This window comes from Fulvimarina fulva (assembly GCF_039652615.1).
Classification (GTDB): domain Bacteria; phylum Pseudomonadota; class Alphaproteobacteria; order Rhizobiales; family Rhizobiaceae; genus Fulvimarina.
The window spans coordinates 66787-82372 of the sequence record NZ_JBDJAC010000015.1 but is presented as its reverse complement, the minus strand read 5'-3'; the positions used below and the strand labels follow the sequence as shown (position 1 = coordinate 82372).

The 15586-nt window shown below is 63.2% G+C and carries 13 protein-coding genes; 5 read left to right on the top strand and 8 right to left on the bottom strand.

Features of this window, described 5'->3' with window-relative positions; translation table 11 throughout:
• The coding region (locus ABDX79_RS17390) for a phosphohexomutase domain-containing protein (RefSeq protein ID WP_463671194.1) at nt 1-736 on the top strand (736 nt) is incomplete at its 5' end.
• A 103-nt stretch (nt 737-839) separates the two neighbouring features.
• On the opposite strand, the gene ABDX79_RS17385 is transcribed toward ABDX79_RS17390, so the two are convergent.
• The 5 genes from ABDX79_RS17385 to ABDX79_RS17365 all read right to left on the bottom strand — a co-directional run bounded on the left by ABDX79_RS17385 (nt 840) and on the right by ABDX79_RS17365 (nt 5771).
• Nucleotides 840-1430 (bottom strand): protease inhibitor Inh/omp19 family protein, encoded by a 591-nt coding sequence (locus tag ABDX79_RS17385; RefSeq protein WP_346221577.1) that lies wholly within the window; start codon nt 1428-1430, stop codon nt 840-842.
• Nucleotides 1431-1812: 382 nt separating this feature from the next.
• Nucleotides 1813-2466 (bottom strand): carbonic anhydrase, encoded by a 654-nt coding sequence (locus ABDX79_RS17380; protein ID WP_346221576.1) that lies wholly within the window; start codon nt 2464-2466, stop codon nt 1813-1815.
• 203 nt (nt 2467-2669) lie between these two features.
• Nucleotides 2670-3311 carry a DUF3885 domain-containing protein gene (locus ABDX79_RS17375; protein ID WP_463671193.1) on the bottom strand — a complete coding sequence of 214 codons (642 nt, stop codon included), beginning with the start codon at nt 3309-3311 and terminating at the stop codon, nt 2670-2672.
• Nucleotides 3312-3694: 383 nt separating this feature from the next.
• Nucleotides 3695-4846, bottom strand: a complete 1152-nt coding sequence (locus tag ABDX79_RS17370) for an epoxide hydrolase family protein (RefSeq protein ID WP_346221574.1) — start codon at nt 4844-4846, stop codon at nt 3695-3697.
• Between the two features lie 34 nt (nt 4847-4880).
• A complete protein-coding gene (locus tag ABDX79_RS17365) occupies nt 4881-5771 on the bottom strand; it encodes an NmrA family NAD(P)-binding protein (RefSeq protein ID WP_346221573.1) in 891 nt (296 codons plus the stop codon).
• Nucleotides 5772-5871: 100 nt separating this feature from the next.
• On the opposite strand from ABDX79_RS17365, the gene ABDX79_RS17360 reads away from it, so the two are divergent.
• A complete protein-coding gene (locus tag ABDX79_RS17360; RefSeq protein ID WP_346221572.1) occupies nt 5872-6777 on the top strand; it encodes a LysR family transcriptional regulator in 906 nt (301 codons plus the stop codon).
• A gap of 627 nt (nt 6778-7404) precedes the next feature.
• Here ABDX79_RS17360 and pdxY read toward each other — a convergent pair.
• Both pdxY and ABDX79_RS17350 read right to left on the bottom strand, forming a co-directional pair.
• A complete protein-coding gene (pdxY, locus tag ABDX79_RS17355; protein ID WP_346221571.1) occupies nt 7405-8301 on the bottom strand; it encodes a pyridoxal kinase in 897 nt (298 codons plus the stop codon).
• Nucleotides 8298-8555, bottom strand: a complete 258-nt coding sequence (locus tag ABDX79_RS17350; protein WP_346221570.1) for a hypothetical protein — start codon at nt 8553-8555, stop codon at nt 8298-8300. Before ABDX79_RS17350 ends, pdxY begins: the two co-directional genes overlap by 4 nt.
• A 233-nt stretch (nt 8556-8788) precedes the next feature.
• Between ABDX79_RS17350 and ABDX79_RS17345 the strand changes: the two genes are divergently transcribed.
• Nucleotides 8789-13702, top strand: a complete 4914-nt coding sequence (locus ABDX79_RS17345) for an NAD-glutamate dehydrogenase (protein WP_346221569.1) — start codon at nt 8789-8791, stop codon at nt 13700-13702.
• Nucleotides 13703-13824: 122 nt separating this feature from the next.
• Here ABDX79_RS17345 and ABDX79_RS17340 read toward each other — a convergent pair whose 3' ends face one another.
• Nucleotides 13825-13959 carry a hypothetical protein gene (locus ABDX79_RS17340; protein ID WP_346221568.1) on the bottom strand — a complete coding sequence of 45 codons (135 nt, stop codon included), beginning with the start codon at nt 13957-13959 and terminating at the stop codon, nt 13825-13827.
• Nucleotides 13960-14167: 208 nt separating this feature from the next.
• On the opposite strand from ABDX79_RS17340, the gene ABDX79_RS17335 reads away from it, so the two are divergent.
• Both ABDX79_RS17335 and ABDX79_RS17330 read left to right on the top strand, forming a co-directional pair.
• Nucleotides 14168-15007 carry an MOSC domain-containing protein gene (locus tag ABDX79_RS17335; protein WP_346221567.1) on the top strand — a complete coding sequence of 280 codons (840 nt, stop codon included), beginning with the start codon at nt 14168-14170 and terminating at the stop codon, nt 15005-15007.
• Nucleotides 15008-15059: 52 nt separating this feature from the next.
• The gene (locus ABDX79_RS17330) at nt 15060-15584 is read left to right on the top strand and encodes a DUF1993 domain-containing protein (protein ID WP_346221566.1); all 525 of its coding nucleotides are present in this window, start codon (nt 15060-15062) and stop codon (nt 15582-15584) included.
• The last annotated feature ends 2 nt before the right edge of the window (nt 15585-15586 follow it).

The window sequence follows — 15586 nt, the reverse complement described above, 5'->3', positions numbered from 1 at the left end:
GGAATACGGCTTCGATGCCATCGTCTCCACCGATGGCGATGCCGACCGCCCGCTGGTTGCCGACGAGACCGGAGCGATCCTGCGCGGCGATATCCTCGGCATGATCAGCGCAAAGCATCTCGGTCTTTCGACCATCGTGACGCCGGTGACCTCGTCTTCGGCGATCGAATCGTCGGACTTTGCCGGCGCGGTGGTGCGCACCAGAGTCGGCTCTCCCTTCGTGATCGCGGGCATGGCCGAGGCAGCGCAAAGGGGCGAGATCGCCATCATCGGCTTCGAGGCCAATGGCGGTGTTCTCCTGGGCTCGTCCGTCGAACGGGACGGGCGGGGTCTTGCCGCTCTTCCGACCCGCGATGCGGTGCTGCCGATCATCTGCGCCCTTGCGGAATCTGCCGGCGCCGGCAAGCCCCTGTCCGCCGTGGTGCGGGAGATGAAGGCCGGCTTCACCGCGGCCGACCGTCTGAAGGAGGTTCCGGCCGACAAAAGTGCGCCCTTCCTCGCCCGTCTTGCCGGGGACCGCGATTACGCGGCGCGTCTGTTCAAGCCGGTCGGCGAGATCGCGTCGGTCGACGATACGGACGGGGTGAGGACGATCCTCGAAAATGGCGAGGTCGTTCATTTTCGCGCCTCGGGCAATGCGCCGGAACTGCGTTGTTATATCGAGGCGGACAGCGAAGAGGCCGCGAAGGAGCGTCTCGACTGGGGTCTTGAGACGGCGCGCCGGGAACTCGGCTGAGCCGATCGAACGGCGCTGTAAACAAAGATCAAAAACCTTGCGCAAACAAAAACCCCGGCCGCGAGGGACCGGGGTTTCTTGATGTCTTGGGATCGGCTCCAGATCAGCGGTAGAGGCTGATCGCCTGTCCGCCCTGGGTCTGGCCGTCATAGCGGGACTCACCCGAAGAGGAGAGGCTCGCGACCTGCGATCCGCTGGAATTTCTGAGGACCACGTTGCTGCCCGAAACGTCCCAGGCCGAGACATCGGCGACGGTGCCGGGGCAGCCGCGCGATGCGGCGCGGTAACCGCCGCTCCACTTGGTCAGCGACAGGATGATCTGGCAGTTGCCACCCGCCGTCGTCACCTTGTAGGCGCCGAGAACCTTGTTGCGCGACAGCGCCGCGCCGCCGCCGGAAGACGACGAGGATGCGGGCGTGCTCGAACCGGCATTGGGGTCGAGCGCCGCGACCTCGGTGTTGTCGCCATTCGCGTTCTGATTGTTCATGTCGCCCGCCATGTCCTGGCCCTGAGGCGGCGGCGGTGGCGGCGGTGGTGGCGGCAGCTGGTTTTGCGAGACCTGCGGGGTCGGCGCGGCCATCAAGGGCGCCGGTCCGCTATTGTTGCTGTTGAAGGTCGGGACCGTTGGCGAACACCCGGCCGCCGTCAGCATGACGGCCAGAGCCGCGCCCGCTTTCAAGAAAGATTGTTTCATCGTCGAATGCTTCCCCTATCATTCGCTGACGCGGCAGGTTTGCTCAGTGGGGTCGATCCCCGGTGACGCGCTCAAACCTTACTAGACGGATGGTTTTTCCGTCATGCAAGCGCACCGCGGCGCAAATTGTGCCAAACTGCAACGCTGACACGCATTTACAACAGTTTATCCCGCATCTCGCGCCGCGATCGCCGAATTGCGTGGTGTGTCCCGAATCCGCATATCGCTCATCGCGGGTGAACGATCCGCGGCGTCAGCGGCCCGCATCGTCGGTTCGAGAGGCAAGGCTTGCCCCGCAGAGTATCCCTCACCTGTGAACGAGAAGGGCGTCTAAGAATGAAAACGCGGCTGAATTTAGGAAAAACTGCAGCTTTTCGGGGGTTTATTCGGCCAGAAGCCCCATTCTGTCGAAATCGCCGGTCTTGGGGTCCATCGTCCACAAATCGCCATTGGCGATATCCACCCAGGCGCCATGCAGCGTGAGCTTTTTCTGGGCCTCCAGCTCCTGGATCATCGGGAATGTCCTGAGATTGCCGATCGAATAGCGGATCGCGATGCGTTCGAGGGCAGCGTGACGCTCGCGCGAGGTCATGTGCCCGTTGTCCTTCATGCTGCTTGCGACCGGATTGAGAAGGCTCATCCATTTGCCGATGAAGTCGCCCGGCGACAGGGGATCGGCATTCGGCGAGAGCGCGGCATGGATGCCGCCGCAACCGCTATGGCCGAGAATGACGATGTGCTCGACCTTCAGCGCGTGCACGGCGAATTCGAGGGCGGCCGAGGTGGAGTGATATTCCCCGTCCGGCTCATAAGGGGGCACGAGATTGGCGACGTTCCGCACGACGAAGATCTCGCCATGGGACGACTGGAACAGCGTTTCGGGCGCCGTGCGGGAATCGCAGCATGCAATCACCATGGTCGTCGGCTTCTGGCCGGCTTCGGCCAGCTGACGAAAGCGCTCCCGTTCGCCGGGCAGACGCTTTTCCATGAAAGTCCGGTAACCGGCGATGAGATGGTGGGGCAGATGATCGCTCATGGGCGTCTTATAGAACTTCGGCGGAGAGGTCTCCATTTAAAAAATCACGAAAATCGCGCGGTCCGGACCATTTTCCGTTCGTCAGGTCCTGGGGAGACGGGGCGATCGAGACTGCCAACGCACCGACGTGCCTGCGGGCGATCCAGGTCAGGCTTCGCACTTCTCCGGCGCGCAAAGCCAGTGTCAGCGATTGATGACGTCGATCAGAGGGAGAATTTCGTGTCCATCACGGCGCGGTCGTGGTCCAGGAGCCACGGATTGAACGTCCGGTAGAGTGAGGACAGCTCGCGTGCGTCAGGTCCAACCACGTCCATTCCTCTGTCATCATAGGCTGTAAGAGCGAGTTTCTTCTTGATGTCGGCGAGGTGTATCGTGTCGAGCCAACGCGCCTTTGGCTGGACGTCCATTTCTCTGCCTACGCTCGCCCATAGGAGAGCGAAAACCGACGCCTCGTCATTGGCGAACTCCGCGACATGGCAGTGACGGACCATGTCTCGGCCAAACTCAGCGATATGGTCCTGATCGTTTTGCGCGACCTTGGATGCCAGTTCAAACCGATGCGGAAAGCCGATCCGCTTCAACTGCTGGATGGACGTCGACTGCCGTTTTGTAAGACAGTCCTCACCGTTGATCGAAACGACAGCGATGAGTGTTTCGGAACCCGAAAACAGGGCGCGAGCGACCGATCTTGCCCGATCGAGGGCCTGCATGAACCGGAGAGGGCCCATGGGGAGATCGCCGCCGAGTTCGAACCGCAGGCCGAAAGGCGCATGGTCAAACATGGCATCGGGAAAACCTTGCCATCCGAATGCGTTGTCTATTGCTTGGAGGGGGTCCGTGATCATCGCCTTCCGCTCATGGAGCGTCTCAATGTTCGTTATAGGTCGGACACTGACGGCCACCTATCCGGGCACGTTTGCAACGGGATTACCCATTCTACGTTCGATCCGGCAAGGCGGGAGATCGGCAGGTTTCGACCCATCGCGGTCGTTCCAAGGCCTCCGGAATCTGACATAGAGCGGTCAATCAACCTCCAGCCTTATCCCCGTCTCCGCGCTGTCTTTGTGTCAACTCGGAAAGGACATTCTGGACCAGGGTTCGGGAACATGACGGCGGTTCCAGGTGGCGTATCCGGTCTGCATACAACTTTTCCGCATCGCGCTTGTTTGTGGGAATGACAGAGGCAGCGAGTGAGGACCGAGAATCCATCCTGCCGCTCCACCGGAGGCTATCCGAGCGTCGCGAACGTCGCGCGTACACCCGCCACAAATTCGGTCGGGTTCTCCAAGGCGGCGAAGTGACCGCCATTGGAGGGCTGATGATAGTGGCGCAGATCAACGAACCGCTTTTCCGCCCAACGCCGCGACAGCCGCACGGCTTCGCCCGGAAACATGCTGACCCCGGCCGGCAGCGGGATCGGGTCGGTGACCATGCCGCCCTGTCCTTGTGCGTTGTCCCAATAGAACCGTGCCGAGCTCGCGCCAGCGTTGGGGAGCCAGTAGAGCATGATGTCATCAAGCATATGGTCCACGGCGATCACTCGCTCGGGCTCGCCGCCGCTGTCGGTCACGTCCTGGAACAGTGCGTATATCCACGCTGCCAGCCCTACCGGGGAGTCCGCCAGCGCGAACCCGACCGACTGCGGCCGTGTGTTCTGGAGCTTCATGTAGCCCGACTGCTCCTTTTCATATCGCCTCATATCGGCGAGCATTGACTGCTCCTCCGGGGTTGCGTCCGCGATCTCAGCTTCGCTTGGCTGGAACATGACCATGTTGAGGTGGATGCCGGCGAGACCTGGCGCGCGCATGTGCGCCAACGCCGTCACCACAGCCGCGCCCCAATCGCCGCCCTGAGCGAGCCAGCGCTCGCCATAGCCCAGCCGCTGCATCAGCTCGACATAGGCGCCGGCCACCCGGCCGACGTTCCAGCCGGGCTCCGTCGGCTTGTCGGAAAAGCCGAACCCCGGCATCGATGGGATCACCAGATGAAAGGCTCCGCGGGGATCGCCGCCGTGAGTTGCCGGATCGGTCAGCGGCCCGATCACATCGCGGAACTCCAGGATTGAGCCTGGCCAGCCATGGGCGAGCAAGAGCGGTACCGCGTCGGGCTCGGTGGAGCGAATGTGCAGGAAATGGAAGCCGATACCGTCGATAACGGTGCGGCTGCTACCCCAGCCGTTGATGAGGGCTTCGGCCGCCCGCCAGTCGTAGCCGCCCCGCCAGCGGTCGACCAGGCGACGGATGGCCGGCAAGGTCGGCCCCTGGCTGCCGTCGGTGACGGTGCCGGCGTCGGGCCAGCGGGTGCGGCCCAATCGGTCGGTCAGGTCGGCAAGCTCAGCATCGGCGACTTGGATCGGGAATGGGGTGATGGCATCGGTCATGGCAGCGTTCTCTTTCTTGCGTCGTCGAGGTTGGTCAGAGCGTGGGGGTGAGGACGGCTGCCGCGCTGGTCCAGTCGGACTTGCCGTAGCGGGCGTTGTCGAGGCCGTGCAGCTTGGCGCGTCCAGTCGACATGTCGCGCAGATATTGCATCCCCTGCCACGCCGGGAACGGCGCGTCGGTCGCAGGTGTCAGCGTGCGCGCCACGGCGATGATCGCGCTCAAGCGGCCGATGCCACCGGCCCTCAGCAGCTTCCATCGCCGCCCTTCCAAGCCGCTCAGCAGCTCGACCAGCCCACGCGGGCTGATCTGATCGCCGGAGATGCGCAGGAAGCGCGGCGCGTCGACGTCCAGCGCCGCGTCCGCGGTGAACGCCGCCACGTCTTCCTTGGTGGTGAAGTCGAACATCTGGCCGGCGTCGCCCCAGTAGAGGACGCGGCGCAGTCGGTGCAGCACGATCGGGGCCTGGCCTTGGAGCAGCTCCGCGAACGGTCCGTTGAGGATCGAGGTCGCTTTGATCGGCGCCGCGTCGAGGCGGGAAGCGAACTCGCGCCGCAGATCCATGTTGCGGTTGTCGCCCGGGCGGGTCGCCAGATAGTCCAAGCAGAAGTCGGACGGGATGAAGTGAGGCACGCGCGCAGCCACCGCGGCATCGAGCAGCCGGCCTTGTGCGCCCAAAATGACGGGCCCCGTGCCGTTCAGAGCCGATACGATGGATGCGGCGCCGGTGACGGCGCGGGTCAAAGCCACGCTGTCGCTAAACTCCACCGTGACCTGTTCGATGTCAGGGGTGAGCTTGCCGGACCGCCGGCGCACCAAAGCTCTCACCAGTACGCCCTTGGCTGCCAGCGACCTGACGATCCGGGCGCCGAGGTCGCCCGTGGCGCCCGCTACGACCACGACGGGCCGGTTCTGCTCGCCATTCATGGCATGATCCTCCTGTTTCTTAATCGAAAGAAGGATAGTCGTTGCAGTTGCCTGCGATTAGACAGGCGAAACGCGACAGGGTGTTGCAGCCAGTGGAACGATGATGGAACTGTCTGATCTTCGTGCTTTCGCGCGTATCACCGACCTGATGAGCGTGTCGGCCGCTGCGCGGGCGCTCGGCCTGCCGAAATCCGGGGTGAGCCGCGCGCTTGCGCGGCTGGAACGCGATGTCGGCGCGTTGCTGGTCGACCGATCGACCAGGCACTTGCGGTTGACGGACGCTGGCAGGTTGTTCCGTCCGCACGCATTGCGCATCCTGGCCGATGTCGACGAGGCGGGTGCCGCGCTCGAAGGGCTTGGAAGCGTCCCGGCGGGGACGCTTCGGGTCAGCCTGCCCTTCACGGTGGCGACCGCGCTGGTCGCCCCCATGTTACCGGAGTTCATGGCAACGTACCCTCAGGTGCGTGTCGTGCTGGCGGTCGAGAACCGTTTCATCGACATGCCTGCCGAGCCAGCCGATCTGGTGATCCGGGTGGGCCCGCTGGCGGACAGCGACCTGATTGCCCGCCGCCTGCTGGCATCTCAAACTTGGCTGTGCGCCAGTCCCGGCTATCTGGCGGCACGCGGCACGCCCGTTCGCGTCGAAGATCTGACTGACCACACGCTGCTAGGCTACGGTGATCGAACCACGGTTTACCAGGACGATGCGCCGACACCCGGCCAGATCGAGTTACCGCCGGCGGTTGCCATTTCGGACTCGTCCGCTCTGCTGCCGATGGTTTTGGGCGGCGCTGGCATCGCCCAACTGCCCGACTTCCTCGCCTCGCCGCACGTCGCGGACCGTCGGCTGGTGAGGCTATGGCCCGCCACCCAAGGCGACCAGTTCGTGATCTACGCCGTATATCCGAGCCACCGCAGCCTATCGGCCAAGGTACGGGTATTCATCGACTCGCTAATTGCCAGCGTCGATCGCAGTGATATGGGGAGCGAAGTTCTCCCAAAATAGACTCGTAGAAGGCCTTGCCAGTCTCGATCGACCATCGTCTGCGGGAAAGATTGCCAGGATCGCGAATGGCGGCTTATCACCAACCAGATCCATAAGCGGACCGTCACCTTACCATCCTTCCCGGTCCTTTGGATGCTCGTTTTGAAGCGCTTTCATTGGCTTCTTTTTCAGCTGCCGTGCTCAATACCGTTCGCTTTTACGGTGCGACCTAATGGGACGCCCATTGTGCACGATCCATTGCCTAATCTGGCCCACTCGACCGTGACGCCTGTCATTGGGCGGCGGCTCACCCTCTCGATCGTCATGCTCGGGCTCCGTCCCGAGGATCCGGAGAAGGTCACGACAATACGCAGAATTCGGCGTCGACACGAAACGAGGAATCGCACTGGATACGCGGCACGAAGGCCGAGAATGACGAAACGCTGATCGATGCGATTGCGGCTGAATAAGCCGGGGACGGTATCGAAGCCCCAGGCGGCGCAGACAGGTTCTTCAGATCCGTTGTCGCGAAGTGATCAAGCGGATTTCGTGTGATGCCGCACGTCCATCGACGGCGGCATCCCCGTGCGGGCATCGTGTCATGCGCCGAAGACCACGCCTTGCTCTTTTAGCGAAACGGTCGACCGCTCAGCGTTTTTTCGCGCTGGCAAGCTTGCGCATCTGGACCATGGCGAAGGGCGTTTGCAGTGAGGTCGCGTCGGTCTGGAGCGACAATTCGTTGAGCCCGCGCTTGGCCGTGCGGGCAAGAATCTCGAAGACCGACGCCGTCGCGAGGCGAAGGGCGGCCTCGGGACTGCGGCCTTCCATCAGCCGGGCGAGGAACAGGGCCGCCGTCAGATCGCCGCCGCCATTCGGCCCGTTTTCGATCAGCCGGTGTTCGGCAAGGTCAACGCTTTTTTCCGTGACGAGAAGGTTGGCGATGCTGCCTGCAAGGAGCCCGAAGGCCGACGTCACGAGCACCATCGCCGGACCTAATGTGCGGGCCGCTTCCACGAGATGGGCGTTTTCGGAAAGCGTCAGCTCGGTGAGGAATTCCAGCTCGAAACGGTTGGGCGTCGCGATGTCGGCGAGGGGCAAAAGCCGTTCCGAGATCGCCGCCAGCACCTCCGGCGGACGGTAGAGCCGCCCCTCGTCACCGACGACGGGATCGAGACAATAGGTGAGCTTCGGGTTCGCCTTGCGGAGCGCGATGATCAGGTCGGCCGCTGCATGGACCTGGGCAGCTGTCGCGAAATAACCCGTCACCACCGCGCCGATCTCGGCTGCGAAGGGGGAAGCGGCGATATCGGCGCAAAGCGCCTGAAACGCGTCGTCTTCGGGGATGATTTTCGTTGCCGCGCCGTGCCCCGGATGCCAGGGCAGGACGATCGTCGGCACGGACCAGACCCGGTGGCCGAGGCTTTCGAGCGCGAAGACGACGCCGCGATTGCCGACCGCGCCGCGCACGACATGGCTGGAGATGGCAAGGATCGTCGCCTTCTCGCCCTCGGGCGCGGCTTGTCCGCGGGCAGTCGTCCGGCTCATGAGATCCACTGGTTGTAGAGGATGAAGGCGAAGACGACGAAGCCGACAATGCTCGCGATCCGGCCGATGCGAAGACCGAGCCGCTCGATCCTGTCGTCGGGATCGGCGTCGGACGCGGCGAAGAATGCCTTCGGCCGCAGAAGCCAGTTCTGGACGTGGGTGCCCGTCTGTGGATCGGTTTCCTCGCGAACGCCCTTGAGGATCCGGTTCGCTTCCCGCCCACGGGCCTCGTCTTCGTCTTCGCGTCTTCCCATGGCGTCTAGTCTCTATCCTTTGTGTGGCACCATGAAAAGCGGCGCGGTCGTTCAAAAGCCTGCCTTAAAAAAATTCCGACCGAACACCGGTCCTGCCGCGCAGATCCCGGCCTATCTATGCCGGCACCGCTCTCGTTCGGTCTTCATTGTGCCTTCGCATAGACAGGGGATAAGCTGACGCGAAACGGGTGCAGTTGCAAAGCAAGGTCAAGAAAAGAAAGCGGGAGAGCGTCATGGATAGACCGGTGGGACCGACGAAAGCGGAGCTTCTCGCATCGGTGGTCGAACAGTTTCCCGAAGGGGATGCCGCCGTAACACTTGCACCGCTTCTCTTTGCAAGACCTCCCGTGGAGGACCTCAGGGCCTTCGAGATCAAGGCCCTTGCCATAGCCGTCAGAACCGCGGCCGACTGCCTGCAGGCCCATGACGGTCAAGGCCCGGTGGTTCGCGTGGAGGAGCCGGAGGGCTTTGCGCGCGAGGGCGATGCCCTGCAGATCGTCACCATAGTCACCCGGGACATGCCGTTCCTGTTCGACTCCATCGCCGGCGAAATCGCCTCGCGGTCCTCGGCCATCCATTACATCTCGCACCCGATCCTCGACGTGAGACGTGAAGCCGACGGGACCATTTCCAGCTTCGCGACCGCATCCCATCACGATCTCGACGGCACTGGGAGCGAGCGCATCAGCATCATCCAGTTCGCACTCGACCGCTTCGCCGATCCCGAAGGGAGCCGGCAATTGCGCGAAAGCCTGGAGCGAATTCTCGGCCATGTGCGGCTTGCCAACCGCGATTTCGGCGCGATGCGCGAACGGGCCGATGCTGTGATCGCCGATCTGCGCAGCCAAGCCGAGCGGGTGAGCGAGGACGAGAAGACGCTGGTGCTCGAATCGGCCGAACTCCTGAAATGGCTGCGCGACGATAATTTCATCTTTCTTGGATGCCGCGATTACGGCGTCAGCCACGAGGATGACGGCGACCTTCTCTCGCGCCGCGAGGACAACAGTCTCGGCATCCTGTCCGATCCGTCCGTCTCGATCCTCGGGCGGCAGGGCAAGCCCACGACGACGACGCCGGAAATCCGGGCCTTCCTCGAAACGTCCCAGCCGATGATCGTGACGAAGGCGAACGCCAAGACCAAGATCCATCGCCGCGCCTACATGGATTATGTCGGGATCAAGCAATACGACGACAACGGTGCGCTGCGCGGCGAGGTCCGGTTCGTCGGCCTCTTCACCTCCTCGGCCTATACCCGTTCGATCCTGTCGATCCCCTATCTGCGGCTGAAGGCTGAAACGGTGATCGCCCGGTCCGGTTTCCGCGCCGATTCCCATTCCGGCAAGGCATTGCTCAACGTCCTGGAATCCTATCCGCGCGACGAGATCTTCCAGATCGATCCCGAGACGCTGGAGGATTTCGCGACGACCACCGTCGGCCTCAACGAGCGCCCGCGCATCAAGATCATGCCGCGCCATGACCGGTTCGACCGGTTCGTCTCGATCATGGTCTACGTGCCGCGCGATCGTTACGATTCACGGCTGCGCGAACAGATCGGCTCGCGTCTCGCCGATGCCTATGAAGGTCGGGTCTCGGCCTATTATCCGGCCTTCCCCGAAGGCCCGCTTGCCCGCCTCCACGTCATTATCGGCCGACGGTCCGAACAGCTGCCGAAGGTGGATGTCGAGGCGATCGAGGAGGAGATCCGCCAGCTCGCGAGGAACTGGGCCGACACTTTCCAGGCGGAACTCGCCCATCGGGGACTGTATGGGGAACTTGCCGATTTTTCGGCCGGTCTTCCCGAAAGCTATCGCGATATCATTGCGCCCGAGGAAGCGGTGTCCGATGTCGGAGTGATGGCCAGGCTTTCGCCCGAGGCATCGCTCACCCTCGATTTCTACCGGCGCCCAGGCGATGCCGAGACGAAGCTACGCCTCAAGATCTACCATCTGGGCGATGCGGTGGCACTTTCGACGCGCGTGCCGATCCTCGAGAACATGGGCTTTTCGGTCGTCTCGGAACGCACCTTCGACATTCGCCGCCCCGATGGCGAGCATGTCCATCTTCACGACATGGATCTTCAGCGCAGGGCCGGCGGAACGATCCAGCTGAACGACGAAGGCAAGGCGCTGGAAGACACCTTCTCGGCCGTCTGGGCCCGGCAAATCGAGAATGACGGGTTCAATGCTCTGGTGCTGGAAGCCGGTCTCAATCATCGCCAGGCCAACGTGCTGCGCGCCTATGGCCGCTATCTGCGACAGGGTGGCCTGACCTATTCCACCGGCTTCATGGCCGCAGCGCTGACCCGGCGCTGGGAGTTCGCCAAATCGCTGTTTGCGCTTTTCGACAAGGCGCTCGATCCGGATGTCCCGGCGGGCAAGGGCGGTGACTTCGACAGCGAGGAGAAAGCGAAGGGCCTGCCGGGCGTCGACGCCGCGCTGATGGAACGGGCGGTCAATCGCGGCGTGGTCGATCTCTTCACCGACATCGTGCAGCGCCTCGACGATGTGGATTCGATCGATGAGGATCGCATCCTGCGCCATTATGCGAGCGCCATTCTCGCGACGCTGCGCACCAATTATTTCGCCATCGACGGCACCTGCGCCGAACTCGACAACAAGCCCGGCGCGGTGGAGCCGGCGCTCGCCTTCAAGTTCGACAGTTCGGCGGTGGAAGGCCTGCCCCAACCGGTGCCGTTCCGCGAGATCTTCGTCTTCGATGCGCGCGTCGAGGGCGTTCATCTGCGCTTCGGCAAGGTGGCGCGCGGGGGCCTTCGCTGGTCCGACCGCGCCCAGGATTACCGTACCGAGGTGCTGGGCCTCGTGAAGGCGCAGCAGGTGAAGAACGCCGTCATTGTTCCGGTCGGCGCGAAAGGCGGGTTTTACCCCAAGCGCCTGCCAGACCCCGCGGCCGACCGCGAGGCCTGGTTCAATGCCGGCAAATCGGCCTATGTCGTCTTCATCGCCTCGCTGCTTTCGATCACCGACAATATCGCCGGCGCGGATATCATCGTGCCGGACCGGGTGAAGCGGATCGACGGGGACGATCCCTATTTCGTCGTCGCCGCCGACAAGGGCACGGCGACCTTCTCCGACACCGCGAATGCCATCGCCCAATCCATGGACTTCTGGCTTGACGACGCCTTTGCCTCCGGCGGGTCCGTCGGTTACGACCACAAGGCCATGGGCATCACGGCCCGCGGTGCCTGGGAAGCGGTGAAGCGACATTTCCGCGAGATGAACCACAACATCCAGTCCGAACCCTTCACGGCGGTCGGCTGCGGCGACATGTCGGGCGACGTCTTCGGCAACGGCATGCTGTTGTCGCGCCACACCAAGCTGATCGCGGCCTTCGACCATCGCGATATCTTCATCGATCCCGACCCCGATCCCGAAACGAGCTACGCTGAACGCAGGCGGCTGTTCGACAAGGCGCGCTCGTCCTGGGCCGATTACGATGAGGCGAAGATTTCGAAGGGCGGCGGCGTCTTCTCGCGCAAGCACAAGCGGATCACGTTGTCGCCCGAGGCCCGCAAGGCGATCGGCTTCGACAAGGAGAGCGGCACCCCGCCGGAGATCATCTCCGCGATCCTGAAGAGCGAGGCCGATCTCCTCTGGTTCGGCGGGATCGGCACCTATATCCGCGCGACATCGGAATCGAATACGGATGTGGGCGACCGGGCGAATGACGCGGTTCGCGTCACCGCGAAGGAGGTTCGGGCCAAGGTCGTGGGCGAGGGCGCCAATCTGGGCGTGACCCAGCGGGGGCGGATCGAGTTTGCCCGGGGGGGCGGACGGATCAATTCCGATGCCATCGACAACTCCGCCGGCGTCAACACCTCCGACGTGGAGGTGAACATCAAGATCGCCCTCAAATCGGCGATGGAGGATGGCCGGCTCGAGCGCGAGGCGCGCAACAAGCTTCTCGCCTCCATGACGGAGAACGTCTCCAAGCTGGTGCTCGTCAACAATTACGAGCAGACGCTGGCGATCTCTCTCGATGCGCGCAAGGGCGATACGATCCTGCCGCTGCAATCGCGTTTCATGGCGGCGCTCGAAGAAACCGGCGATCTCGACCGGGTGGTCGAGGTGCTGCCCGCCGATGGTGCGATCGCCGATCTGAAGGCGACCGGCAACGGGCTGACGCGCCCGGAAATCGCGGTGCTTCTCGCCTATTCCAAGCTGACCCTGTTCGATCAGCTGGTGGACAGCGATCTGCCGGACGATCCCTATCTGGAGGATCGGCTGCACGATTACTTCCCCGGGCCCATGCGGCGCGATTATGCGCGCGATATCGAAAGCCATAGGCTGAAGCGCGAAATCGTCGCCACGATCCTGTCGAACGAACTTGCCAATCGCTGCGGGCCGACCTTCCTGACGGTGGTGAGGGAGGCGACGGGTGCCTCGCCCTCGCATATCGTTCGCGGCTTCGTCGCGGCCCATGATGGGCTCAACGCAGCCTCGCTCTACGATCGGATCGACGAGCTCGATACGAAGATCGACGGTCAGCTTCAGAACGATCTCTACGAAGCGGTCGCGGCCTTCCTGCGCCGGACGACCCGCTGGTTCGTGCGCAATGAGAGTTTTGCGGACGGGCTCACCGGCGTCGTCGTCGAGTGCCGCAATGCGCTGGAGCAGTTGCGGCCGAAGCTTCTCGATCTCGCCTCGGATGCCTCGCGCGCCGAGACCGAGGCCAAGGCCAGGAAATGGGCAGAGAGCGGCGTGCCGGAGGACCTCGCGAAAGATCTCGCACTCTTGTCGCTGGTCGCGCTCGTGCCGGATATCGCGTCTGTTTCACGTGAAACATCGCAGCAGGCCGAGACGGTGATGGCGACCTATTTCGGCATGACGGACCGCTTCGAGATCGGCCGTCTGGAAACGGCGATCTTCGGACTGGAAGCGGCCGATTACTACGAGATCCTCGCGCTCGATCGCTCCGGCAGCCAGATTGCCGAAGCCCGCCGCAAACTCACGGAGGCCGCGCTGAAGCGTTATGGCGACGCGGCTGATCCGGTTACGGCGTGGGGTGAGGATCAGGGCGATCATGCCAAGCGGATCGGCAATCAGATCCGGACGCTGACGGGAAGCGGTGAGACCTCGGTGCCGCGTCTGACCGTTGCGGCCGGCCTCCTCGCCGATCTGGCCGGTTAGGGAAACCCGCAAACAGTAACGGGTGCCGCATTGGGTTGCGGCACCCGTTTCTAGAATTTCGAGCTGTACGACTGACCCTGAAATCAGCGTCGTTCCGCCGGTTGGCGGGAGAGGCGAGGGGCCTACTTCTTCTTGTCGTCCTGGCTTCTGGAGAATTTTGCGGACGGCGTGGCCGTTGCCGCCTCGGGTTTGACCGCTTTCTTGTCGGCTTTCGGTTTGCGGACTTCCTTGTTGCCGCGCACTTGTCCCTTGGCCATGATAGACCTTCCTCACACTGCAATTCCGAGTTGATGTCAGGCGGTTCGTCCGAAATTGCGTGAAGGGACGAAGGGTCTCGAGGACCGGATGATCCGGTGCGGAACTTATCACCGTCTTGAACCCATTCGCAATTTAATGTTTCGGAGGATGACGCCGCTCAAGCACGGCAACTGCCTTCGACCGCTTTGACAACAGGACGATCTTTCCATGAAGCTTGGCGCAATTCATATCCATCCGGTGAAGGGTGGCCGTGCGATCAGCCAGGCGGCGGCGGAGCTGAACCGCGAGGGGCTTCGGAACGACCGCCGCTGGATGCTGGTCGATGCCGATGGCCGCTTCCAGACCCAGCGGGAGATGCCGCAGCTGGCGCGTCTCGATGCCGAGCCCACCGAGGACGGTGTGATCCTGACCTTTGACGACGAAGGAGAACGCTTCGTGCCGTTTCCCGACGGGACCGAGTGGATCGAAGCCCGGCTGTGGCAGGATCGGCTCAAAGTCGCGCTCGCAGGCGAAGAGACGAATGTCGCAATCTCGCGCTGGTTCGGCAGGGATTTGCGGCTGGTCTATCAGGACCGGCTCGATCGTGAAGCCGATGCGGACTTCGCGCCTGCCGGAAGTCCAGTTTCGCTTGCCGATGGTTATCCGCTTCTGATCACGACCACGGATTCCCTGCGCGACCTCAATTCGCGGCTTGTCTATGACGGAGACGAGCCCGTGCCGATGAGCCGATTTCGGCCCAATCTCGTGATCGACGACAGCGGGCCGTGGCGCGAGGACGAGTGGCGGACGATCCGTATCGGCAGCATCACGCTGGATCTCGTGAAACCCTGTGCCCGCTGCAAGGTAACGACGGTCGACCAGCATGATGGTGTCCTGGCGGGAAGCCAGCCTCTCGAGATCCTGCGCGAGACGCGGTTTTCCGCCGACCGGAATGTGCCGGGCGTCCTGTTCGGCTGGAACGCCGTGCCGCGCGGGGAAGGGCGGTTCGATGTTGGCGACCGGGTGGAGGTGCTGGAGCGGCGCGAGGGGGATGTGGTTCGCAGCTGATCTCTCTAACATTGAGGGAGATAGACCATTTGCTGTTCGGAGACATGCCCCCATGAACCCGCTTCATCAGATGACCGTGCCGACCCATCGCCAGATGCTGAGCGCGCTGATAGGCCAGCTCGCAAAGGCGGCGGACACCGGCACGGACAGCTCGACCATTCTCGCCGGACGCCTCGCGCCGGACATGTTTCCGCTGGCGACACAGATCCGGTTTTCCTGTCTTCAGAGCCTCGAATGCATGGACCGCCTGACCGGCGATGGGGTGCGCGGGGCGGACTCGGTGCGCGAGGTGACGGCGATCGAAGAGGCCGTGGCGTTGATCGAGGAAACCGTGGAAACGCTTGGCCAGGCCGATCCCGCGCGATGGAACGGGGCGGAAAGCCGCGCGATCGAGATCGCGCTTCCAATCGGTGTCACTTTCGATATGACCGGCGCCGACTATGTGCGCGACTGGGCCCTGCCGCAATTCTATTTTCACATCGTCACGGCTTACGCGATCATGCGCCAGGCGGGCGTCGACCTCGGCAAGGCCGACTACGTCCCCTATATGTTCGCCTATGCCCGTAAGCCGGGTTAGGC